Origin of the sequence: Nocardia camponoti (assembly GCF_014646135.1) — a bacterium.
Taxonomy (GTDB): Bacteria; Actinomycetota; Actinomycetes; order Mycobacteriales; family Mycobacteriaceae; genus Nocardia; species Nocardia camponoti.
Genome location: NZ_BMMW01000002.1, coordinates 782,646 through 806,334 on the forward strand (window position 1 = coordinate 782,646; position 23,689 = coordinate 806,334).

19 protein-coding genes are annotated in these 23,689 nt (G+C 63.8%); 6 read left to right on the forward strand and 13 right to left on the reverse strand.

What is annotated here, in order from left to right; translation table 11 throughout:
- The first annotated feature begins 46 nt into the window (after nt 1-46).
- Nucleotides 47-1,150: an AI-2E family transporter gene (locus IEX78_RS11685; RefSeq protein ID WP_188828918.1), complete on the forward strand. Its 1,104-nt coding sequence runs from the start codon at nt 47-49 to the stop codon at nt 1,148-1,150.
- Between the two features lie 9 nt (nt 1,151-1,159).
- Entirely contained in the window at nt 1,160-1,891 is a 732-nt protein-coding gene (locus tag IEX78_RS11690; RefSeq protein WP_188828919.1) for a ZIP family metal transporter, read from the forward strand.
- Here IEX78_RS11690 and IEX78_RS11695 read toward each other — a convergent pair.
- From IEX78_RS11695 to IEX78_RS11710, 4 genes are read right to left on the reverse strand one after another with little or no spacing between them, the layout of a single operon-like run.
- Nucleotides 1,866-5,033 carry a helicase HerA-like domain-containing protein gene (locus IEX78_RS11695; RefSeq protein WP_188828920.1) on the reverse strand — a complete coding sequence of 1,056 codons (3,168 nt, stop codon included), beginning with the start codon at nt 5,031-5,033 and terminating at the stop codon, nt 1,866-1,868. The two genes, IEX78_RS11690 and IEX78_RS11695, sit on opposite strands and share 26 nt — an antisense overlap.
- On the reverse strand, nt 5,030-5,635 hold the full coding sequence (locus tag IEX78_RS11700; RefSeq protein ID WP_188828921.1) for a hypothetical protein: 606 nt from the start codon (nt 5,633-5,635) through the stop codon (nt 5,030-5,032). The genes IEX78_RS11695 and IEX78_RS11700 overlap by 4 nt, the downstream gene beginning before the upstream one ends.
- 16 nt (nt 5,636-5,651) lie before the next feature.
- Nucleotides 5,652-6,695: a hypothetical protein gene (locus IEX78_RS11705; protein WP_188828922.1), complete on the reverse strand. Its 1,044-nt coding sequence runs from the start codon at nt 6,693-6,695 to the stop codon at nt 5,652-5,654.
- Nucleotides 6,692-7,192 (reverse strand): DUF4365 domain-containing protein, encoded by a 501-nt coding sequence (locus IEX78_RS11710; protein WP_188828923.1) that lies wholly within the window; start codon nt 7,190-7,192, stop codon nt 6,692-6,694. The genes IEX78_RS11705 and IEX78_RS11710 overlap by 4 nt, the downstream gene beginning before the upstream one ends.
- Nucleotides 7,193-7,532: 340 nt before the next feature.
- Here IEX78_RS11710 and IEX78_RS11715 point away from each other — a divergent pair, with 340 nt between their 5' ends.
- On the forward strand, nt 7,533-8,036 hold the full coding sequence (locus IEX78_RS11715; protein WP_229683894.1) for a transglycosylase SLT domain-containing protein: 504 nt from the start codon (nt 7,533-7,535) through the stop codon (nt 8,034-8,036).
- Here IEX78_RS11715 and IEX78_RS11720 read toward each other — a convergent pair.
- Nucleotides 8,030-9,295, reverse strand: a complete 1,266-nt coding sequence (locus tag IEX78_RS11720; protein ID WP_188828925.1) for a phthiocerol/phthiodiolone dimycocerosyl transferase family protein — start codon at nt 9,293-9,295, stop codon at nt 8,030-8,032. The two genes, IEX78_RS11715 and IEX78_RS11720, sit on opposite strands and share 7 nt — an antisense overlap.
- An 84-nt stretch (nt 9,296-9,379) precedes the next feature.
- On the opposite strand from IEX78_RS11720, the gene IEX78_RS11725 reads away from it, so the two are divergent.
- Nucleotides 9,380-9,910 (forward strand): TetR/AcrR family transcriptional regulator, encoded by a 531-nt coding sequence (locus tag IEX78_RS11725; RefSeq protein WP_188828926.1) that lies wholly within the window; start codon nt 9,380-9,382, stop codon nt 9,908-9,910.
- 89 nt (nt 9,911-9,999) lie between these two features.
- The gene (locus tag IEX78_RS11730) at nt 10,000-10,212 is read left to right on the forward strand and encodes a hypothetical protein (protein WP_188828927.1); all 213 of its coding nucleotides are present in this window, start codon (nt 10,000-10,002) and stop codon (nt 10,210-10,212) included.
- Between the two features lie 68 nt (nt 10,213-10,280).
- Here the strand turns inward: IEX78_RS11730 and metE are convergent, their stop codons facing one another.
- The 4 genes from metE to IEX78_RS11750 form a co-directional block, all read right to left on the reverse strand.
- A complete protein-coding gene (gene metE, locus IEX78_RS11735) occupies nt 10,281-12,602 on the reverse strand; it encodes a 5-methyltetrahydropteroyltriglutamate--homocysteine S-methyltransferase (protein ID WP_188829536.1) in 2,322 nt (773 codons plus the stop codon).
- Between the two features lie 159 nt (nt 12,603-12,761).
- A complete protein-coding gene (locus tag IEX78_RS11740; protein ID WP_188828928.1) occupies nt 12,762-13,622 on the reverse strand; it encodes a 3-hydroxybutyryl-CoA dehydrogenase in 861 nt (286 codons plus the stop codon).
- A gap of 396 nt (nt 13,623-14,018) precedes the next feature.
- A complete protein-coding gene (gene aceA, locus IEX78_RS11745; protein ID WP_188828929.1) occupies nt 14,019-15,308 on the reverse strand; it encodes an isocitrate lyase in 1,290 nt (429 codons plus the stop codon).
- Nucleotides 15,309-15,770: 462 nt separating this feature from the next.
- Nucleotides 15,771-16,073: a hypothetical protein gene (locus IEX78_RS11750; RefSeq protein WP_188828930.1), complete on the reverse strand. Its 303-nt coding sequence runs from the start codon at nt 16,071-16,073 to the stop codon at nt 15,771-15,773.
- Nucleotides 16,074-16,336: 263 nt separating this feature from the next.
- On the opposite strand from IEX78_RS11750, the gene IEX78_RS11755 reads away from it, so the two are divergent.
- Nucleotides 16,337-17,467: an alpha/beta hydrolase family protein gene (locus IEX78_RS11755; RefSeq protein ID WP_188828931.1), complete on the forward strand. Its 1,131-nt coding sequence runs from the start codon at nt 16,337-16,339 to the stop codon at nt 17,465-17,467.
- Here IEX78_RS11755 and puuE read toward each other — a convergent pair.
- Genes puuE through IEX78_RS11775 form a run of 4 tightly spaced genes read right to left on the reverse strand, consistent with a single transcriptional unit; the run spans nt 17,464 to nt 23,679 of the window.
- Nucleotides 17,464-18,384 (reverse strand): allantoinase PuuE, encoded by a 921-nt coding sequence (gene puuE, locus IEX78_RS11760; protein WP_188828932.1) that lies wholly within the window; start codon nt 18,382-18,384, stop codon nt 17,464-17,466. The two genes, IEX78_RS11755 and puuE, sit on opposite strands and share 4 nt — an antisense overlap.
- The gene (gene alc / locus IEX78_RS11765) at nt 18,381-19,343 is read right to left on the reverse strand and encodes an allantoicase (protein ID WP_188828933.1); all 963 of its coding nucleotides are present in this window, start codon (nt 19,341-19,343) and stop codon (nt 18,381-18,383) included. Before alc ends, puuE begins: the two co-directional genes overlap by 4 nt.
- Nucleotides 19,340-20,575, reverse strand: a complete 1,236-nt coding sequence (locus IEX78_RS11770) for a DUF6986 family protein (RefSeq protein ID WP_229683895.1) — start codon at nt 20,573-20,575, stop codon at nt 19,340-19,342. Before IEX78_RS11770 ends, alc begins: the two co-directional genes overlap by 4 nt.
- Nucleotides 20,572-23,679, reverse strand: coding sequence for a molybdopterin-dependent oxidoreductase (locus IEX78_RS11775; protein WP_188828934.1), 3,108 nt, complete (start codon nt 23,677-23,679; stop codon nt 20,572-20,574). Before IEX78_RS11775 ends, IEX78_RS11770 begins: the two co-directional genes overlap by 4 nt.
- Nucleotides 23,680-23,689 lie beyond the last annotated feature (10 nt).

Consider the following 23,689-nt stretch of genomic DNA (forward strand, 5'->3'; position numbering starts at 1 on the left):
CGCGCCAGCGCGCGCGAGAGTCGACAATGCCGCTACCGTGACCGGCGTGGCTGCTGAAGAACCGAAGCTGCCGCCCGCGTGGACGGTGTCGACCCCGCCGCGCTGGCTGCCGCGCTCACTGCTTTACACCGCGCTCGCGATCGCCGGTTTGATCGCCGCGTTTTGGATTCTCGGCAAGTTGGCCGGATTGCTTACCGTGCTGCTTGTTTCGATCTTCCTCGCGTTCGCGATCGAACCTGCGGTGAATTGGCTTGCACGCCACGGCATTAAGCGCGGACTGGGCACGGGGATCGTTTTCCTTGTCCTGCTCGCGGTGGTCGCCGCGTTCGTTATTACGTTGGGCGCGTTGCTCGTTAATCAAGTTTCGACGCTGGTAAACAACGCGCCGCAGTACGTCGAAAGTCTCGTGCACTGGATCAACGACACCTTCGGCACAGATATGTCGGGCAAAGACCTGACGAAATACGCGACCGACTGGAGTTCGACCATCGAGGGCTACCTCGTTGGACTCGCGGGCAACGTCTGGGGCATCGGCGCAACCGCGATCGGCGCCATTTTCCAACTGCTCGGCGTGCTGTTGTTCACGTTCTATTTCGCCGCCGACGGGCCACGTTTCCGCACGTGGGTGTGCTCATTCCTGCCGCCTGCTCGGCAGAAGCACGTGTTGCGCGCCTGGGATATCGCCGTCGAAAAGACCGGTGGCTACATCTATTCACGCGGCCTGCTCGCACTATTTTCGGCGATCGCGCACTACATCGCGTTGCGGATTTTCGACGTGCCGTCGGCGTTCGCGCTCGCGCTGTGGGTTGGTGTTGTCTCGCAATTCATTCCGACGGTCGGCACGTATCTCGCAGGCGCTTTGCCCGTGCTCGTCGCGCTGGTGAACGACCCGATTTCGGCGCTGTGGGTGTTGTTGTTCATCCTCGCTTATCAACAGTTCGAGAACTACGTGCTGCAACCGCGCGTAACCGCGCACACGCTCGCGATGCACCCTGCCGTCGCGTTTGGCGCGGTGATCGCGGGCGCTGCCCTGCTCGGCCCGACCGGCGCACTACTGGCGATTCCGGTGACCGCGACCGTGCAGGGTTTTTCGGCTGCTTATGTACGACGCTACGACGTTGAGCCTGATCACGACGAACCACGAAAGTAGGCGGCTAGCATGGCGATTCTGTTGTCGTTCGTCTCGATGTTGTCGACTCTGTTCGGCGGTTTCGTCGCCATGCGCATTGGTGACCGCAAGCATTTGGTGCTCGGCCTCGCCGCTGGCGTGATGCTCGGTGTTGTCGCGTTCGACCTAATTCCCGAGGCACTTGAGCAGCAGGATGGCGATTTTCACGGCATTCCGATTGTGTTGATCGCGGCGGTTATCGGCTTTTTGAGCCTGCACATCATCGAGCGTTCGGTAGCGGTGCACAAGGGCCATGAACACGAATTCGGTAAGCACGAACACGGTTTCGAGTCGGTTGGCATTTTGGCCGCCGCAGGTTTGATCTTTCACAGCACGCTCGACGGTTTCGGCATTGGCCTCGGCTACCAGGCTGGCGCGACGGTTGGCCTTTCGGTGGCGATCGCGGTGATCTGCCACGATTTCGCCGACGGTTTCAACACCTTCACCATCCCCACGGTGTACGGCAGCACCCCGCGCCGCGCGGTCGCGTTACTGATCGCCGACGCGATAGCCCCGATCGTCGGCGCGATCCTCGGCACCTTAATCAAGGTGCCGGAGGAATGGATCGGCCTATACATGGGCTATTTCGCCGGCTTCCTTTTGTATTTGGCAACGGCAGACATCCTCCCGGAGGCTCACGCGAGCCACCCAAGCCGCCTGACCTTGGTCTTCACCGTTTTCGGCGTTGTGGCGATGTTTATTGTCGCGGCAGTGAGTCACTGACCGGTTCGCGCCCACGCCGCGCGCGTTCGAGGACCTCACTCTCAGTGGGCGGACTGGCGGGGTGATAGCTCAGACACAGCGGAGTGAGCACCTTTTGGAACGTTTTGCCTTCCCTGCCCACGTAGAACTGGCCGGTGCTTAGCTTGCCGACATCATCGAGGTTGCCGCCCCACGAGCTGGCGATTAGCTTCGCTGCTTGAATCTGAACCGCAGTACCGAGCTTGCCGTAAAACTGGATTCCCGCGTTGCCGGACACCTTGTTATCCAGGCCCTTTGGCGCCTGAGTCGCATAGGCGATACCCAACCCATACTTGCGCGCCTGCGATGCGAGTAGGAGCGAACTCGCCGTCGCTGGCGTTGTCTTTCCGGACGGCGCGAAAGTTTGCGCTTCATCGAGCACCAGCAACGCGCCAAGCGGACGGTCGGCGGGATTAGTTTTGAAGTGCGTGAACAGCGCGATTTGCAACTGACTGACGAATGTCGCCCGTTGGATTGCGTCAGGCAGACCGATGCAACTGATCACCGATACTCGCGCCTTTTTCCCCTCGGCTGGCCGCAGCAATTCGCCTGGATCAAGCGGTTCGCCCTCGCCACCGAAAAGCGGGTCGTTGATCATCGATACCGTGAGACCGTCTGCCATCTCCGAGGCGAGGCTGGCGGCATTACGTACTTTGCTCACACCGTCCGGTAGGTCGGTAAGCAGTGCGACGAGCGACCGCAAATCGTGTGCGGCACCTCGTGCGAAATGGGTGAGCGTCTCAATCAGCACGGCACGCGCCTGCGGGATTTTGCGGCCGCTAATGCCCGACCGTGCAAGGAGGTCGGCGGCGGTCACCTCAACGGCGGTACGCAATTCGTCGCTGTCGTCGCGGACCGCGCGGAAATCAGGGAGCGAACTAAGCACGAGCGGTCGTCCGGCTTGTCTGCGCGGGGTCCACACGACCACGTCAGTGTCGGCAAGGTAGCGCTGTGCGGCTTCGGCGTCGCCAGCGCGCCAACCGACTGGCGCCGACGTCCACGCGTCGCCGAGCCGGGAAAGGTCGTTGTTGATGTCGATGACGATTGATGAAACACCATGGAGCGCAACCTCTTCCACGAGCCGCCGCAGAAAGACGGTCTTGCCCGAACCGCTGCTGGCGAAGAGCACGAGGTGCTTGCGCAACAGTTCGAGCGGAACACTGAGTTCGCGATTGTCCGCGAGAGCGCGACCGAGTACCAAGGAGGGCGCATCAGAGTCGCTTCGTGCCGGTTCGGCGGCGCCGTCACGTGCGGTTGCCTCGTCAACGCCAGTCGCGGCGGACCCGTTCGTCGGAGGTGGAACCACCGGGGTAGGAGCTGGCACCGCGTCTGCCACAACGTCCCCGATCCCAGTTTCGACTGCGGGCAGGTCAGCGAATACCCGCCGAAACAGCTGCGAACTACCGGCGGGCTTGCGGAGCGCAAGCCAGTCGTCGAAGCGCGAAGGAGGGTCGACGAGCATCCCCTCTAGCGCGGCGAAAGTTCGCAGATCATCGCTAGTAATTGGCAGCGTCTCGCCCGAATTCGCGCGCAAATCATCAAGCATCGCAACGGTTTTCGGCCCGTTGGAGAAGGCGACGTTACGCAGCACCGTGAGGTGCCGATTACCGTTCGGCTCCTCAATTCCCGACTCGATGACGGCCGACCGAATTCGGGCCTGCACCGCGAGATGGTGCCGGTGCGCGATGGCGCGGAAACTCCAGTGCTGCTGATCCTCAAGCACCGGATCGATGGTCCGCCGCAGGCGGGCATGGACCGCGCGTCCGGTCGAGGTCGCGTCGTCGATCTTCAGGTCGTCGCGGCCCTGCTCAAGCACGAAACACTGCAACGCGGCGTTGAGCAGTCCGACCATGAGTTCGTCCTCACGGGCAGGATCGAGCGGGGATTCGATATCGGCGACCGAACGCAGCTTCGCAAATTGCTCATCGAACGCGGTCGGGTCAAGCGCGGGCACAACCGGTCCGGGGGCAGCGTTAGTCGCGGTGAGGCTGGCGAAGTCGCGTAGTTCCTCGACTTCACCCTGCGCGAGAATGCGCCGGACATGCTGGGTGACCAGTTGAAGGAGTCGTCGCGGGGTGTAGTACTTCAACGCGGACGCATTGAATGCTTCTGGCGCGATCGGCCATGTCGGATAAGGCGGCTCGAAGTCAACCTCGCCGTATTGAGCGGCCAAATGCCCGGCGACCACCGCCGCGGCCACCTGCGCGCCAGGAAGCGCGGTAGCAAGAAAGAGTTCGGCAAACCGGTCAGCCGCCGACGCGACCGATTGTTCCTTTAGGTACTGCCACGTCGTGGGAATGCAGGCGGCGATGACGATGGTGCGCACCGTCTCCTCGCGCAGGCGCATCAAACTATTCATGTGGTGCGCGATTGACCCGTTCTTCCGGGCCTGGGCCATGACGTCGTCGATCTGATCGACGGCGATCACCACCGGACCAGCGGCGCCGAAGAGCCGGATCAAGTCGTGAAAGATCAACTGGGCGTTACGGTTTCCGCTGCGAAAGCCCCAGGCGGTGACGGTCTCCTGCTCAAGTGGTTCGCGGAGAATGAGGAAGCTGTCGCCCACGTCGCGGGTGTCGATCGCACGGAAAAGCACGAGCGCGCGCAGGGTGTCGCGGCACGCGAAGACGAGTTCAGGATCGACTTCGGCCAGCGCGTTGAGGAAACGATCCAGGTCGACGCGCGTGGGTTGCATCGGCCCTGCGACACGCGCGGTCAGGTCGGGATCACAGCCAGCGAGGTCGGCGAGGGCGATGAGCAGGCGACGCAATTGGCCACCGTCGGCACCGAGCAGCCGGTTCATCACGCCGTGGACAGCGCCATCCCAGAACGAGTCGCCGTCGATGAGCTTCGGCATGAAGAAGAACCCGCCGTGATCCTGCACGTACTGACGCACCCAGCCGAGTAGGTGAGTTTTGCCGACGCCGGGGTCGCCATTGAGCACGATTCCGGTCGGCGACACGTCCGGCCGGTCGACAGCGAGGGCGAAGACCCTGGCGATGTCCGCCGCCGCTTCCCGGTGAAGTTCCTCAACGTGATGGGTCTGCGGCCGCCAAATGGCATCCGGCCCAAGCGCGGTGCTGAATTCGACGCGCGCTAACGCCCTGCGTTGTTGCTCGTTCACCGCCCGGCCTCGACGGTCAACAGATGGCGTGGAGTTTCGCCGAGCACGATCGCGGCTTCGTGATCGTCGCTGGTCAACGTTTTGCGGTCGGCTTCGGCGCGGACGTGAATACCGGGTCGACCCGCGAGCAGGTGCATAGCCTTGGTGAAATCGTCGGCCGGGACATGGGCCAACTGACCGCGCAGCGCGGCGAGTCGCACCTGTTCGGGCTTGCCGTCGGTCAGTTCGCGGTAGGTGCGCAGGATCTCCCCGGCGATGTCGGGCTGGAAAATGTCGGTGAGCACCTGATCGGTAGCTTCGAGGTATCGGTGCAGGCCTGCCAGCACCGCGTACAACGCGCCGCCGTAGGAACCGGACTTCGCCGGTCGCGGCGTCGACAATTCCGCCGCGCACCACTGGGCGCCGCGATCGGTCAACTCGTGCACAAGGGCGCGCCCGACCTTCTCGGTGGCAACGAACCCCGCCTCATTGAGCTTCACCCGCGACTTCCCGGTGAGCGTGACCCCCGCGACAGCGAACAAATCCGCGTTGGTCATCTCCCGCGCCTCAACCAAAAGCGCGAGCAACGCTGCCCGTTCCGCGGGGCTCAGCTGATCCGACATTCGTTCATCCGTTCTCTCATGATGGGTTCCCGTCGATGACGGTGAATCCGTTCTCAGCCGCTTCGAGACTTTGTTTTCCGTCGAAGGATCCGCGCGCGCGAACCTGGGTGCGTGTCCCGACGAGCGCACTTGCCTGGGCAAACTCGCGAGCCGTGCGGACAAGCACGGTGATCCGGCGCGTCCGGCCGGTGCTGGTGTCTCCGGTCGAAAGTATCCCTCGCACAATCACTTTGTGGCCGCCGTCGATGTCGATGCCGACAACAACGCCCTCGACCACAGCGGGCGCGGCGAGTTCGGTCCTCGTTGTCGACGGCAACGGTGCCGATGCGATCGCGAACTCCTCGCCTAGTCGCCCGACCAGCTCGCGCGGGAAGTCGACCGTCACGTCGGGCCTCGGCACCTGACGCGACCAGGTGAAACTCAGCGCGAAGCGGGTCGGCGCGCGTTCGGCGAGCCCAAGTGCGCTCAGCCCATCAGTGATCTGCGGGTCAACGAAGGACTCGGCATCGTTGATGCCGTTTGCCGTTTGCCGCGCGAGGGACGCGACGTCGAGTAGGCGAATCGCGGTCAAACGCGTCAGCGGGTTTTCCGGGCCCGGCAGAAACAGGTCGAACCCGGACGGATCGCTCGCCGTCTGTAACCCGACGTCGCCGAGTAACTCGCCGACCATTCCCGGCCGGAGGAATCGCGCGCCGCTGTCCTCGTCGGCGACCTGGCCAGCGCAGGTAAGCAGCAGCGACTGCAAGGCGACGAGCGCGTCTGCGGTGGCTTCAAGAGAGATGTCGTCGCCGACCTCCCCGACGCGATAGCCGATCACGTCCACGCCGCCAGAGACGAGGTCGCGGGCGACGACGGCAGGCGACCGGCGTTCAAGCTCCCCGACACACCGGGTCAGCGCGCGCATCCTCGGTGCGAAGTCAGCGACCCCGTCGTCGGGAACTAGCACGTCGAACTCACCGTACGACCAGATCACCCCGTGCCGCCAGACCTCGCCGGGCAACCAGCCTTGCGCGCTCAGGTACCTGACGGCCTCGTCACGCCCTGGCAGCCCCCGGCTCACTTCGACGATCCGATGACTAAGGCGCGGAGCGCTTCGACGTCGAGCACATTGCTCAGCGGGATTCGCACCGGAACTTTCCGCCGCGTGTCGGACTCCGGGACGCGCGGTTGGTCACGCAGCGAAACGAAGTACCCACAGTGTCGCAACATGGTCGCCCCGGAGACCGAGTCCGCGAATTGTCCCGAGCGGGGTGGTACATGAATGGCGAAAAGGTAACGGGGAACGGCGAAGTCGTCGCCGGCTAGCTGATTGAACTGGGTGCGATTGAGTCCGCGAAAAACGACAACGCCGCCATCGAAGGTGGGTCTCGACATCGTCTTGACCTGTACTTCGATCTGCGGCGAGAATCCTTTAGGCGTGCGCCCGGGTTGCTTGATCGTCAGGTCGACACCATCAACGTCGACATCGTCAGCGGACCAAACGAGCCCCGCCGCTGAAGCGAGCACTCGAATGTAATCCTCGCCGAACTTTCCCTGGTGGATGTTCGGATCGAGCACCGCATGCCCCCTCATGGCTCAACCCGGCAACTTCGATTTGGAACGATAGTCGCCCGCATCGAAACCCGCTGGGCTTCAGCGCTTCTGCGATTTCCGCCGTCTGTGCCGTGCGGTTCTTTCGACATCGAGTTCGTCAGTTTCGGCAGGTGTTAGACGTTCGCGGTAATCAGTGCCGAAAAGCTATGAGTTGCTGCGAATCTGCTGAGTTCCCTCCTAGTTCATAGCAAAGACACTTTCCGTTAACCTTCCGCGATCATTCTGTGACCGAACCAGAAACAGACTCTCCATCCGCTTATCGCTGGAGATACTCGACTCAAAGTTCGGAAACAGCATCATGCGCTTGAAGAATCTGATCCCGCTCGCCCTGATCGGCGCGACGCTCGTTGTGCCAGCCCAGGCTTTCGCCGACATCCCCGGCGTACCGGCTGAGCTGCAAGGACCCGCCCAGCAACTAGTTGCCGCACTGCCACACGACCAGCAGCAACAGTTCCAGCAGGCGATGGGCAACCCGGCCCCGCAGTTCGAAGACAACCTCGACGGTTGGATCCGCGGTGCCATGTTCGTAATGAGCCAGCACGGCATCCCCGGCAGCTACGAGGGCATCTACCGCAACATCATGCGCGAGTCCGGTGGCAACCCCACAGCGATCAATCTCTACGACTCCAACGCGGCGGCGGGCATCCCGTCGAAGGGCCTGATGCAGGTCATCGACCCCACCTTCGCGGCGTACCACGTCGACGGCACCTCGTGGGATATCTACGACCCGGTCGCCAACATCAGCGCGGCATGCAACTACGCCGCCAACCGCTACGGCACGATCGACAACGTGTTCTCGGCTTACTGAGCTAGCGCGCTGAGCAGCTCCGTCAGCGTGCGGCGGAGCTTGCCCATCTGGTCGCGGCTGTAGAGGGCCGTGTCATATTCCAGTTGCAGGGTCAGCCGGTTCGCGATGGTGAACGCGGTGAGCTTCGGCGGCATCTGCGGACCCATCGCGTAGATGTCGGTCCGAAGGAAGGCGACATCGTCAGGCAGCGAATGTGGTTGCACGCGACCGATATTCGACAGTGCGAAGCTTGGTGATGTCGACAGCATCGCCAGCGTCGGGGCATCTTTCACCCGCTGGATCGCCAACGGGAAACGGGCGGCGTCGCGGTTCGCGATGATCGCGCGCATCCCCGCTTCGACCTGATGGGCGACGTCGAGCGGGCTCATATCGCCGTCGACCATCGCGAAAACGCCTGCGCCGGAAGCGAAGTTGGCCATTGTTTCGACCGGCTCGGGCGGAACGCATTCGCCGCGCACGTCGGCGGCGAAACCGAGCATCAGCGGCAGGGGGCCCGCTTCGGCGATGCGAGTGCGCACGGCAGCCAGGGTTGCGCCGCTGATCACGCTATTCACCGAGACCCCTTGTGCGCGAGCAGTTTTCACTACCTCGGCGGTGTGTTCAACTGACAGCTCGATGCGTTCCAGTGCGAATCGCCGCGCATCGCCGACCGCCCCATCACGCATCAGTGCTCGGGGCGCTTCGGTCGCGTTCATCGCTGCCGTGCGGAAGTCGGTCAGCCACGCGTCCGCCTCGACTTCCGAAACGACGTCGGCAAGCCGTTGGTCCATTGGCAGCGGGAGTTCATCACGCGAATCTAGCTGCGCCACAACCGAATCCGTGACGTAGGACGTGTACCGCGCCCAGAATTGGTTGAGCAGTGCGAACGCCGACCGCCCATCTGAAATGCCGTGGTGCACAACCAAAACCAGTTGCTGCCGCTCCTCTTCCCGCAACAACACCGCGCGAAACAAGCCAGCGGTCCACTCCTGCGGCGTGTTGATGAGCGCGAGATAGTCGTCGTCACCGCCTTCAACAATGTCGAGTCGAGGTCGAAACTCGTCGTCGCGTACGAACCAGCCGTCGACAACGCGCGAACGCAGCAGCGGATGCGCGGCGGCCAGTTCGTCGAGGACTCGCTGGATCACCGCGACGTCGAGCGAGCCGTACACCGTGCTGCCGAAAAACAGCGGCATGCCAGCGGTCGGCACGCTCCCAATCGACGTGTCAGTTCCGAAATAGGTGGCTTCGAAGGGCGAAATCAAGCGCTTAGCGGTCATGAACCCAACATACAACCGTTTCAAACACTTGTCACTGACGCTTGTTTGAAACACTCGTTAGATAGATCTTGCTATCGTGCCAAGGTGGGAACCCGAGAAGACCTGCTCAACGCCGCCAAACGCTGCCTCGCCGACCGCGGCTACGCCCGCACGACCGTGCGCGACATCGTCGCCGTGTCCGGCACCAACCTCGCCGCGATCAACTACCACTTCGGCACCCGCGACAAGCTGCTGCAACAGGCGATGCTCGAATCAAGCGCGGCTGCCGTCGAGCAGATCCTCGACGCCCTCCCCGCCCCCGACCCGGCCCACCCGGCCGCGCGATTGGAGGCGTTTTGGACGAAACTCATCGCGTCCTTCACCGCCGACCCGGCCCTGTGGCACGCGAACGCGGAAGCTCTGAACGAGGCACTACACACCCCTGAGCTGCGCAGAGAATTGGCCGCCGCACAGTCAGCGGCACGCGCCGGCTTGGCCGAGACTTTCGGCAACGGCAACCAGAGCGTCGGCGCACTTTTGCAGACAATGATCGGCGGATTGCTGTTGCAGTGGTTAATCGACCCCGAAAACGCCCCTACACCAATACAACTCACCGCCGGGGTGCGGGCACTATAGGAGGACCCTTGGGAGTTTCAGTAGCAGTGCAAGATATGGTGCACGGACAAATAAGTCTCCACTATGCAAATGCGAACACGCTATCGAAAATGGCCATGCGCGCCCCAGATGGGACCATGCTGGGCCAGATTCATGCCTACGCGGATACCATGTTTAACTCGCATCAATTAAGAATGCTGGTAGCCGAAATCGCGACGCTTTCGCCCGTAGATCCAGAAGAGGCTGCGACGCTCGATGAGTTGGCCGCTCTGGCCACCGATGCGATCGGGCAACACGGATATCTCTGGTTCTGCGGGGACTAACCCAACGGCGAGTCACGGGCATCTCGATCCAACGAGTATCCCGTGACTCACCGATAGTGGCAGGTCAGTCAATCAGCAGCGGGTTCCGCCGCTTCCGCTTCCGCCCGTCGCCGCACCCGACGCGCCGCCGCGACCATGTTGCGCAACGACGGGTCCAACTGCCAGTAGTGCCGCGTCTTCAACCCACCATCCGGGTTGGCCCACAACCGTTCCGGGCCCAAAGCGGCAGCTGCCGCCGTCAACAGTTCGTCGAACTCGTCGATGTCCGGGATGCGGGCCGAACGGCTCTCGTACACGCCTGGGCCAACACCGTGGCTCAGGCCGTGGCCCGTCGCAACGTCGTCGGCCAGCGCCTCGATGACCCATTCGATTGAGCGGGTCGCCACGATCGCGGTGACGTCAGCGTCGAGCTGGTCGATCGCCTCAACCACCTCTGAGCGGCCCGAATACCCGATGTGCGTGTGAATCTGGGTGTCTGGGCGCACGCCTGAGGTGGCCAAGCGGAACGCGCCGACGGCCCAGCGCAGGTATTCCTCGCGGCCTGCGGGACGCGCGGGCAGCAGTTCGCGCAGCGCGGGTTCGTCGACCTGGATGATCGCGATTCCGGCCTTCTCAAGGTCGACAACTTCGTCGCGAATCGCTAGCGCGACCTGGTCGGCCGTCTCGTAAAGCGGCTGGTCCTGACGCACAAACGAGCGCGCGAGCATCGTGACCGGGCCAGTGACCATGCCCTTGACCGGCTTGTCGGTGAGCGACTGTGCGTACGTTGCCCAATCGACCGACATCGGCGCGGGCCGCGACACATCGCCGTAGATGATCGGTGGCCGCACGGCGCGCGAGCCATACACCTGCACCCAACCGAACCGCGTCGTCGCGAACCCGTCGAGCTGCTCGGCGAAGTACTGAATCATGTCGTTGCGCTCGTGCTCACCATGCACGAACACGTCAAGGCCGATGTCCTCCTGCAGGCGAATCGTCGCCTCGATCTCGGCTTCGACCTGCTTGCGGTAGTCCTCTTCAGACAGTCGACCCGAAGCCAACTCGTGGCGCGCCTGACGAAGCGCGCTGCTCTGCGGGAACGAACCGAGCGTCGTCGCGGGAACCAGCGGCAGGTTCAGTCGAGCCTGCTGGGCGGCGGCGCGGTCGGCATACGGGATGCGTTCACGCATCTCCGGCGTGATCGCGTAAACCCGTTGGCGCACAGCGTGTTTCTGCTTGAAGTGCACCGAAGTTGGCCGCTTGCGCCAGTTTTCGGACGGACCGTCGGTGAGTGCCTTCGCGAGCGAAACCACTTCGCCCACTTTTTGTTTCGCGAAGGCGAGACGGTCGGCGACGTTGCCGTCGATGTCGTACTCGGCGAGCACGTCATACGGAACGTGCAGCAGCGTCGAACCGGTCGACACCACCAAATCCGGGCACACCTCAGCGATCGAGTTGAGGTAGTTGAGCGTCACGTAACGGTCAGCGCGCCACACATTGGTGCCACTGATCACGCCCGCGTAGATGCGCTTGCGCTTGATGCCGGGGATCGCGGCCAACTCTTCGGGCGTCATCCGGTACGACGCGAGGTCGAGGCCGATCGCTTCCACGTTCGACGCCGCCAGAATCCGCAGCGCCTCACCGAAATCGCCGTACTGGCCGGTGACCAGGATGCGCGGCCGCAGCGGCGCCTTCGACAGCTGGTTGTACGCCTTTTCGAACGCGGCAAGCTCTTCGGGCGAACGCTCGCCGGTGAAGCACGGCTCATCGAGCTGCACACACGTCGACCCGCGCTTGGCCAAAATCTCGAACAATTCCTCGTAGAACGGGAGGAGTTTGTCGAGCAGGCTCAGGGTGTCGAACTCGGCTTCGCCCGGCACATGCCCAGCCTTAGACAGCAGCAGCAGCGAAACCGGACCAAGCACCACCGGACGCAATTCGATGCCGCGCGCGATCGCCCGATCCCATTCATCAAGCAGCGCTTCAGGATTCAGCGAAAACGTGGTGTCGGCGTCGAGTTCGGGCTGCCGGTAGTGATAGTTGGTGCCGAAGAAACGAACCAATTCCAGCGGCGGCTGATCCGGGTTGCCGCGCGCCATCAAGAAATAGAAATCCAGCGGATCGAGGTCGGCCTGCTGGTCCTTGAACCGCGACGGGACCGCGCCAAAAAGCAACGCGTTATCGAGGATGTGGTCATAGAACGAGAACGTGTTGCCAGGTACCTGGGTGAGGCCGGTCGCCGCGAGTTCGGAGAACTGACGTTCCTGAATGTCGTCGCGGACCGCGAGCAGCTCATCGCGCTCAAGCGACCCACGCCAATACGCCTCAAGCGCCCGCTTCAGCTCCCGATGCGGCCCAATCCGCGGGTATCCGAGAACACTAGACCCGAATCCATCGGTGACGTTGACCATGAACTTCGACATCCCTTCCATCACCCGCGAACGAACCGCCAGCTACCAGCCGACTCCGGCCTGCTCCTAGGCAGCTTAGGCGTTGGGTTCGGTGTGCACACCGGAGGTCGCGGGAACACCGTTCGCATTCCCGCGACGACAGAGGTTTCTCGTACTGGTTTAGTACTGGTAGAAGCCCGCGCCGGCCTTCTTGCCAAGCAGGCCCGCTTCAACCATGCGGCTCAGCAGCGGCGGGGCCGAGTACAGCGGCTCCTTGAACTCGGTGTACATCGAGTCCGCGATCGACTTCACGGTGTCGAGGCCAACGAGGTCGGTGAGCGCGAGCGGGCCCATCGGGTGAGCACAGCCGAGGACCATCGCCTTGTCGACGTCTTCCTTGGTCGCGAAACCCGACTCGACCATGCGGATCGCCGAAAGCAAGTACGGGACAAGCAGAGCGTTGACGACGAAGCCCGAACGGTCGGCCGAACGCACAACCTGCTTGCCGAGAATGTCAGCGGCGAACTGCTCGGCACGCTTGGTGACCGGATCGCTGGTCTTGAGCGTGGTGATCAACTCGACAAGCGGCAGCACGGGCACCGGGTTGAAGAAGTGAAGGCCAACAACACGTTCCGGGTTAGCGGTCGCGACGGCGATCTTCATGATCGGGATCGACGAGGTGTTGGAGGCGAGCACGGCGTTGGGGTCGGTGACGACCTTGTCCAGCTCGCGGAAGATGGCGGTCTTCACATCTTCGTTCTCAACAACCGCCTCAACAACGAGCTGGCGGTCGGCGAAATCGCCAAGGTCGGAAGTGAAACGCAACCGCCACGCGGCCTGCTCACGCTCACGCTCAGTGATCTTGCCGCTGCTCACACCTCGGTCGAGGGAACGCAGGATGCGGGCGCGACCCGCGGCGGCGAGTTCGCGACTGGTTTCGTAGACGAGGACGTCGACGTGCGCGCGTGCGCACACTTCCGCGATCCCCGCACCCATCTGTCCGGCGCCGATGATGCCAACGCGCTGAATCTTGTCGCTCACGTCCACTCCGTTCCGCCTCCCCGCGACTTCTGCGGGCGGCTGATGTGCCGTTGTCAGTCAGGCACCCGTGGCTGCGTGAGTGCCGATTCAATTTTGGTCGGCTTGTTCCGCCTCCCCGCGACTTGGCGGGCGGCAGATAGCCGTTGTCAGTCTTGCACCCGTGGCTGCGGTGGGTGCCGATGAAATTTTGGTCGTCCCCGGTGAGTTACCCGGATCTTGCGAAATCAGTTCTCGCCTGCCGCAAAAGCTGGGAGCAAGCGATGTTCGCCCTCTGGGTCGCGTATTTCCCAACATATAGGGATGCCCTCCCCTGTCGGGGCTGATCGACAAGGGAGGGCGTACACCCCTACGTGCGTAGAGGAAAAGCGTTGGGGCTCATGCGAACCCCGTCGCGGATCAGTGGAACTGACCCTCTTCGGTGGAGCCCTTCAGCGCGGCGGTGCTGGTGTTGGGGTCAACCGTGGTGGCGATGGTGTCGAAGTAGCCGGCACCAACCTCACGCTGGTGCTTGATGGCGGTGAAGCCACGCTCGGCGGCGGCCTTGAACTCGCGCTCCTGCAGGTCGACGAACGCGGTCATGCCCTCGCGAGCGTAGCCGTGCGCCAGGTCGAACATGCCGTAGTTGAGCGAGTGGAAGCCGGCGAGGGTGATGAACTGGAACTTGAAGCCCATCGCGCCGAGCTCACGCTGGAACTTCGCGATGGTCGCGTCGTCCAGGTGCGCCTTCCAGTTGAACGAAGGCGAGCAGTTGTAGGCCAGCAGCTGGTCCGGGAACTCGCTGCGAACCGACTCGGCGAACTTGCGTGCGACCTCGAGGTCCGGCACGCCGGTCTCCATCCAGATGAGGTCGGCGTAAGGGGCGTACGCCTTGGCGCGCGCGATGCAGGGCTCGATGCCGTTCTTCACGCCGAAGAAGCCCTCAGCGGTGCGGGTGCCGTCGAGGAACTCGCGGTCGCGCTCGTCCACATCGGAGGTGATGAGGGTGGCGGCCTCGGCGTCGGTGCGGGCGATGATCACCGAAGGCACGTCGGCGACGTCAGCCGCGAGACGGGCCGAGGTCAGGGTGCGGATGTGCTGCTGGGTCGGGATGAGCACCTTGCCACCGAGGTGGCCGCACTTCTTCTCCGAGGCGAGCTGGTCTTCCCAGTGCACGCCAGCGGCGCCGGAGGCGATCATGGCCTTCTGCAGCTCGTAGGCGTTGAGCGCGCCACCGAAGCCAGCTTCGGCGTCGGCAACGATCGGGGCGAGCCAGTTGGCGACCGAGGTGTCACCCTCGACCTTGGAGATCTCGTCGGCGCGGAGCAGCGCGTTGTTGATGCGACGAACCACGGCCGGAACCGAGTTGGCCGGGTACAGCGACTGGTCCGGGTAGGTGTGGCCCGAGAGGTTGGCATCACCAGCGACCTGCCAGCCCGACAGGTAGATGGCCTTGAGGCCGGCGCGAACCTGCTGCACGGCCTGGTTGCCGGTGAGGGCACCGAGCGAGTTGATGTAGTCCTCGTTGTTCACGAGATCCCACAGGATCTCCGAACCGCGACGAGCGAGGGTGTGCTCCTCGACAACGTTGCCCTGCAGCTTCGAAACCTGCTCGGCGGTGTAGCTGCGGGTCAGGCCCTTCCAGCGCGGGTTGGTGTCCCAATCCTGCTGAATTTCCGCAGCGGTCTTCGGGGTGCCGGGGAGAGACATCTCTTGACTCCACTTCCTCGTGTGGTCGGTGCTCAGCGATCCGAACCGCTTGCGCGATTCATAACTGCTTAAGCGCTTTGCAGGCTTGCTAGAGCGAACTAGCGCCTGTGGGGTGTACTTCCACACGATGGCACACCAGGAAATGGCCGTCTACCTGTTGCTTGTGTGAATCTCAGCTAGGTTTGCCGTCGTGTTTGCTAACTTTGCGAAATTTGCGGGCTAATTGCAAGAGTCGCAGTTACCGCTGGGTAGTGCTGACCAGGAGTTTTAGCATAACGCTCGTACTGTTAGCGATCTTCATGCGGTCAGGCCGCGACACACCCAAGCCTTTCACTCTGTGAGGTGTTTCACACACCACGCCGGGTCACGGACATGTGCGTGTCGTCACTCATTTCGGACACAGCACGAAGGCCCCGCCGTCACCAGACGACGAGGCCTCCCGCGAGTGCGCGAAGATGCGCGTCACGGCATGCTCGACCCGATCCCCCATCCGCCCGACCCAGTGTCGATGAGCCGGGCCAGAGCAGCGAGCGGGCCGCCATAGACGCAGGGTTGAGGCCCGTCATAGGTGCAGGTCTTGGTGTAGAACGGCGAGCTGCCACCGTAATAATTGATTGGCGTCGCACGTGCGATCCCGTCGAGCCGCCCGCCAACCTCCGGCGAGCTCGCTGCTGGTTGCGGCTCGGGCGCTTGCGCGGCGGCTGGCGCGACCGCACCCGTGAGCATCCCGCCGAACAGCAGTATGCCGACAACAATTCGCTTCATGTGTTCCCCTGGCTCGGTCAAACTAAAACAACAGCATTTCAACACTTTGATGCTGGTCATTGAGCCATTACGCCCTCATTTAAGCTGCCCCCAATAGTGGCGGCATGCGCTCGACAACGGCCATGCACTACGCGGAGACACCACCGAGGAAATACCGAAGTCATCCATCGCATTACGACATCCACGTGTCCCCGGTCACCCGGGGTGGGACTTGTCATATCCGGTCGGGCATTATCGGCCTGGAGTTTGGACGAAAGAGGACCATGCGTAAGTCGGTCATCGCGGTCATCGCGTTGAGTATGTTGCCCTTCGCCGCTACCGCGACGGCTCAGCCCGCCGCTGGTGTCGGCTCGGTCGTCGGGGTCGAAGCACTGTCGACGCAAGCCACGCTGCCCGGTTCCGCGCGCGCCGAGCGACTGCTCTACCGGTCGACCACGGTCGGCGACGCGCCTGTCACGACAAGCGCGGCCGTCTACTTCCCCGCGGGTCAGGCACCCGCTGGCGGCTGGCCGGTCATCGCGTGGGCGCACGGGACGGTCGGGCTCGGCGACAACTGCGCCTACAGCGTCGCTGGTCCTGCCGCTGTCGAGCGCGACTGGGCGTACCTGCGCACATGGCTCGACCAGGGTTACGCGATCGTCGCCGCCGATTACGCGGGTCTCGGTGGACCTGGCGAGCACCCGTACCTCAACGGCGTTGTCGAAGCGCACAACGTTGTCGACGCGGTGAAGGCCGCGACCGCGCAGTACCCGTCGCTGTCGAACAAGTGGGCGGTGGTCGGGCAGTCGCAGGGTGGCGGTGCCGCGGTGAGCACCGCGCGGCACGCGACCTCCTTCGGCGGCCCGTCGCTCGACTATCGCGGCGCGGTCGCGACCGGCACCCCCGCTTACATCGAAGACGCGATTCAATTCGCAGGCCCCGGCATGCTGCCGGTCGCGGTGAGCGCGCACCTGTCGGCGTATGTGCTTTACATCCTGAGCGGCCTACGCACGACCTACCCCGACCTCAACATCGACAGCTTCCTCACCGAATCAGGCCGCACCTGGCTCGCTCGCGCGCAGTCGGGTTGCATCGGCGAGTTGGGCGAGGAATTGGCGGCCGAGAAGCCCAGCATCGGCAGCTTCTTCGCCCGCCCCTTGAGCGACATCCCGAACGTCCACGGCCTGTTGACCAGCTACATGGGCTTACCGGCCTCCGGCTATGACCGGCCACTTTTCTTGGGCCAGGGCTTGAAAGACACCGACGTCCTCACCCCCGAAACCTTGCGCTGGGCAGCGGAATTGGCCGCGAACGGCGAACCGGTAACCCTGCACACGTACCCGACCGACCACGACAAGACAGTGAACGCGTCGTTGGCCGACTCCGTCCCGTTCGTGCGCGCTCTATTCGCTTAGGCCCCTGTCGCGACTAGCCGCCCGCTGGGCGGGTGCACCTTTTTCCAGTGGTCGGCGATTTCTATTCGACGGGCTACCCAAACTTTGTCGTGGGACTGGACGTGGTCGAGGAAGCGTTCCAATGCCGCGGTGCGGGCCGGGCGGCCTGCCAAGCGGCAGTGCAAACCCACTGACAGCATCTTCGGGCTGCCCTCCTCGCCCTCGCGGTACAGCACGTCGAAGGCGTCGCGTAGATGCGCGAAAAACTGCTCGCCGCTTGGGAAACCCGCGGGTGATGCGAACCGCATGTCGTTGGTGTCCAGCGTGTACGGGACGACCAGGTGGTCCTGGCCGGAAACCGGTGTCCAGTACGGTAAATCGTCGGCGTAAGAGTCCGAGTCGTAGGCGAAACCGCCGTGTTCAACCACCAGTTCGCGAGTGTTGGGCGAGTCCCGACCGGTGTACCAGCCAAGCGGCGCGGCACCGGTCAGCTCGGTGAGGATGCGCACCGCTTCGGCCATGTCGGCCCGCTCGTCCTCAATATCGCTGAGCTGGTAGGACTTCCAGCGCAACCCGTGGCTCGCGATCTCATGCCCAAGCTCGGCGAACGCGGCGACCGCTTCCGGATTGCGTTGCATCGCTTGGGCAACCGCGAAGATCGTCAACGGCAATCCGCGCCGCTCGAAGGCCCGCAACACGCGCCACAATCCGACACGCGAACCGTATTCGTACAGCGATTCCATACTCATATGCCGGTTCGGGAACGCTTCAGCTGGCGTCATCTCGGAAAGAAACGTCTCCGAGTGCGGCGACCCGTCAAGGACGTTATTCTCGCCGCCCTCTTCATAATTGAGCACGAACTGCACCGCGATCCGCGCGTCATCAGGCCACTGCGGGTCCGGCGGCGTCGGTCCGTACCCAACGAAATCGCGAATCATGCGCTCAACTCTCCGAACAGGCGAAGGCGGGCCATGCCGCCGTCGGGAAACACATCGAGCCGCACTTCCTCAACAGAAGCCGCGACCGGCTCAAGCGGGAAACGGTGGCGAGTATCGGGCAGCAACGGGGTGCGCGGCAGCAATTCGACCTCGGTCCCGTCGGCGGTAATGCCGGTCAGCGAAGCCGAGCCAGGGCTGTTGCCGAGGAAGCACGACGTGTCGAGTTCCGCGAGGCGAATCGCCCCCGGTCCCGCGAGTTTGATTCGCACCCAATCGTTTCCGTCATCGCGGCGCCGCGCGGTCTCCCATCCGTCGCCCATCACGCGCGCGTTGCCCGGGTACAGCAACTGGTTAGGCGAGCTGTAAAACCGGTTCGAGCAGTCGAGCACGAGCGCGCCGTTTTCCAGCGCGGCAAGATCAAGCGGGCCGAGGCCAAGCAGCTTCGGATCGGGCCGCCCCTCACCGTGCACGCGCAGTCGCGCGACGCCACCGTCAGGGTGCATCACGAGCTTCACATGCGTCCAGCGCGCATCAGAGTCGATGGTGAACGAATTGACCGCGTCCCCTTCGACTTTCGCGCGATCGACAAGTGGAACCCAATCGGTTCGCTCGGCAATCTCGGTGGCTGGCGGATATCCGTCAACTTCAAGTCCGAAAACCGACACCTCCGGCGGGTAATTGCCCTTGAACCACGCCGTGTCGACGACAATGCCCCGAATTACCCCCGGCACGCCGAGGCGCACGATGGCTTCGTCGTCGCCGGGCAGACCGCGATGCCGCCGTGTCTCCCAGCCGTCATACACCTGCCCCTTATGCCCAAACGTCGACGACTGGTAGTCGGCGGGACCGGGGTTGATCAGGTTCTCTTTTTCCGCGAAGAACTCGTCGTTGGCCCAGATCACGGACCCGCCGAGCGGACGTACGGCTAGGTCGGGCAGCAGCGTGAAGGCGTCAGTCACCGGTTCTCCTTGTCGAAAGTAAAGGCGCGGGTGGTCAGCGCTTCGAGCGTATCGAGGTCGAGTTCTGTTGCGACAGAACGTAATTGCGTTTGGTCAATCGCCCCTGCGCGAAGTCCACGCAGCACGGTCGCGGCGAGCGCCTCGGCGGTGGCTGGCTCGTCGACAACCCCGCCGGACCGGCGAGCAAGGTACGCGGACAGTCGCGGCACCGCGACGTCGCTTGCCGCACGGAAGAAGTTGTAGGTCGCCAACCAGCGCGTGACCAGGTGACCCGGGTGCATGTCCCAGCCCTGGTAGTAGCCACGCCGCAAAGCCCGGGCGACCAACCGGTGATGGTTCACGATCGCGGCCTCGGGGTCGGTTTCGGGCACGATTTGCGTCGAACCGTCGGCGATCCATACGCCGGTCCCAGCGGCGGCGACCTGCATTACCGACTTGGCGTAGTCGGCGGCTGGATGGTCGAGCGCCTGCTCGGTGGCGGCGATTCCGCAGGCCGCGGTGTAGTCGTATGTTCCGAAATGCAGTGCGGTACAGCGCCCTTCGGCGGCCGCGATCATCTCGGGAATCGGCGTTGCTCCTGCGGGTCCGATAACCGCTTGCGGGCTTTCGATCTGCAATTCGAACCGCAGGCTCTGATCTGGCAGCGCGTATCCGCGCTCAAGTCCGTGACACAGCGCGGCAGCAGCCACCACTTGATCAACCGCGCGGATTTTCGGGATCGTGAACACGAAACCGTCGGGGATCTCGCCGAGCGTGTCGATGACCAGTTCGAGCGTGCGGAGTGCGCGTGCCCGTTCCGGACCTGCGAGACCTTTCGTCCTGATGCCGAATATTGTTGGCGCTGCCGGGTTTTTAGCGTATTCAGCGAGGGTGCGCCCGGCCGCGATAGCCGCATCATCTTCTTCGGCGTCGGACCGGAATCCGTAGCCGTCCTCGAAATCGATGCGCAAGTCTTGAATTGGCGCGGCGGTTATTCGCTCCCGCACGGCGTCAAGCGAATTCGCGGTATCGAGTTCGGTGAACAATTCCCGCTGCTGGTCGAGCAAACGCAACGCGCCAGCTCCCCATTCCGCAGGGGTGACAGCATTGGCTCGATCAGCGGGCACATAAACGGTGTGAATCGGCTGGTCACGCCCATTCGGTCCCGGATAACGCACACGCAAATCCGCATCGACCGTGTTGAGAATCGCGTCGACGCGGGCACGCACATGTTCGGGCAATCGTGAACTCACCCGGCGGCTCCTTCCTTGATGAGTCGCCACACGCGGTCGGCGGTCATCGGTAAACGGTTCGGACGGACGCCGATCGCATCACGAATCGCATTCGCAAGCGCGGGCGCAACGGGGTTGTACGGGGACTCACTCATTGATTTCGCCCCAAGCGGGCCCAAGTTGTCACTGGTTTCGGCGAAATAGACCTCGGTTCGCGGCAAGTCGGCGAACTGCGGAATGTGATAGTGCCGCAGGGTTTTCGTTGTCACCGCGCCATTTTCGCTGCGCATGTCCTCATACAACGCGGTTCCCATCGCTTGCGCGACGCCACCTTCGACCTGCCCGCGCAATTGCACGGGGTTGATCACCGTGCCAGCGTCTGCCACTTGAATCGACCGCAAAACGCGGACCTGGCCCGTCTCGGGGTTAACGGCGACGCGAAACGCGTGCACATTAAAACTCACCGAACGCGGGGTGCCAGCGTGGTTGCCGTGGGCGATGAGCGCGCCGTCTGCCAGCAGCGCGGCCGTGCCGATCAGTTCGTCGCCGCAGCGCACGCCGTCGCGTTCCAGCACGCAGTCGCGTTCGGGGTGGCCGCTCACCTTCGCCGCCCGCGCGAGCAGCATCGCGTGCAGTTCCGACGCCGCCGCGTACGAGGCTTTGCCGCCCACCATCGTGCCGGTTGAGCCGAACGCACCGGTGTCGTGGTCGACGAGGTCGGTGTCGGATTGACGAATCACAATGCGGTCGGCCGAGGTTTTCAGCGCGGTCGCCGCCAATTGCGCGTGGACTGTTGTTGTGCCATTGCCGAATTCGGCGGTACCGACGTGGAGTTCATAAAGTCCGTCCGCGCGGAGTTGGGCGGTCGCGTGCGAATGGTGACCGTTCGGCGGCACCGTCGCGATCATCGCGACGGCCATGCCCTCCCCCATTCGCCACTCGTCGTCGACGGTGTCGCTCGACGCCCGCAATGCCGCTTGTGCCTGGTCAAGACACTGGTCGAGACCGTAACTGCCGAAGCCCATGTCACTTTCATCGACTTCGAAACTGGTGAATTCATCGCCGGGAACAACCACGTTCGCGCGTCGGAATTCGAAGGGATCGATGCCGAGTTCTCGCGCTAATTCGTCGATCGCCGATTCGACGCCGAAACTCACCTGGCCGAGTCCATATCCACGGAATGCGCCCGACGGAACGTTGTTGGTGTACACGGCTTTCGCGTCGACATGCTTGTTGGCGCAGCGATAGACCGCGAGCGACTCGCCCACCGAGTGGTAGAGCACGCCGATGCTGTGGTTGCCGTACGCGCCCGCATCGGCGACCACGTTCACGCCGAGAGCAGTGAGTTTGCCTTGGTTATTCGCGGCTGCCGTGACTTCTACGCGCATCGGGTGACGGCAAGTGGCCGAAGTGAATTCGTCGGTGCGAGTGAATTCGTATTGGACCGGGTGGCCGGTGCGCAAAACCGCGAGGGTGATGAGGTCTTCGGCGAGCAATTCCTGCTTCGCGCCGAAGCCGCCACCGAGTCGTGTCGCGAAAACGCGAACGCGGTCGCGTGGGAGGCCGAACACGTGGCAAAGTTCGTCGCGCACGAGGAACGGGACCTGCGTGCTCGCGCGGATGACGAGCCGCCCGTCGTCGTCGAGCCACCCGATGCCACCGTGTGTTTCCAGATGCACATGCTGGACTCGCGGTGAGTACCAAACGCCGCGAACAACTTTGGCCGCGTCCGAGACCGCAGCGTCGAATTCGCCGACACCGCCCTTGATTTCGGTGATGATGTTGCGGGCGGCGTCCCCGATACGCGCCGTGTCGCCGGACTTGTCGCCATGAATCGCGGGCGCGCCTTCGGCGAGCGCCTCGTCCGGGGTGAACACCGCGGGCAACACTTCGTATTCGACGCGCAGCGCGCGCACTCCGGCGCGGGCGGCGTCGAGGGTATCGCCGACAACGGCCGCGACGCGCTGCCCGATGAACCGGACGGTCGAATCGATGACGAGGGTGTCGTCGGGATCGTCGGTGCGTAGCTCGTGCCGAGCTGTGGAAAACGCGACCTTGGGTGCGTCGCGGTGGGTGAGCACGAGCCGGACGCCGGGGATTACTTCGGCGGCTGAGGTGTCGATGTTGATGATGCGCGCGTGCGCGTGCGGACTGGGCAGCACGGCAAGGTGCCAGGGCGCGATGGGCGGCGCGTTATCCCCTTCACCAGCGGAAACATCAAAGGTGAACGGCTCGGCTCCACGCACAATCCGCTCCCCCGCAGGTGCCCGAACCCCGTCCCCAACCTGCCCGGCCCGAACGGCCGCCCGCATCACCCCACCAAGTTGTCCACAGGTGTCCCGAGGACTCACGGCAGCGCTGGCCGCTGCTTCCGCGACCGATCCGGCAGCGGTCGCGTGCTCCGTGGACAGCGCTCCAGTGGTGCCGTTCGCGGTCCGGGTCTCGCAGCCAACAGTGACTGCATGCCCGGCAGCTCCCGACGCACACACCCCGAGCGCACCGGCTTCGCCAGCACCCGCGACCGTCGCGCGGCTCTCCCCTGCCGCCGCAGCATCGATCCCAACCGCGTCGGAAACTGTTTCCCCCGCGCTCACCAGCGCGTCCGCGATCGAGCGGTACCCCGTGCAGCGGCACAGGTTGCCCTTCATCAGTTCCGCATGCTCGGCATCAATTACCCGCGTGTCTCCGGCCTGCGCCCCGTTGTCGCCCGCGAGTCCCGACGTCGCGGCGTACCCCCCAAGCGCGCCCGCCTGTGGCTGCTCGGCAGCAGCCCCGTTACCGCGCGCTGTCGCCTCACCCGATCTGGCAGCAAGCCCGGTCGCCGTCACAACCATCCCCGCCGTGCAGAACCCGCACTGAAACCCAGCGCACTCAACTACCTTGCGCTGCACCGCATTCGGCGCGATACCCGCCGCTGTCGTCACCGCGCGACCCTCCGCGCGGTGTGCCGGGATCAGGCACGAGTGGACCGGTTCGCCGTCGAGCAGCACCGAGCACGCCCCGCAGTCGCCCGAGTCGCAGCCCTTCTTCACCGCGAACACACCGTTTTCCCGCAGGAGAGTCCGCAAACACTGTCCCGGGCGCGCGGCGACCTCTCGCGCGACGCCATCTACGTCGAGTTGCACTGCACGCCTC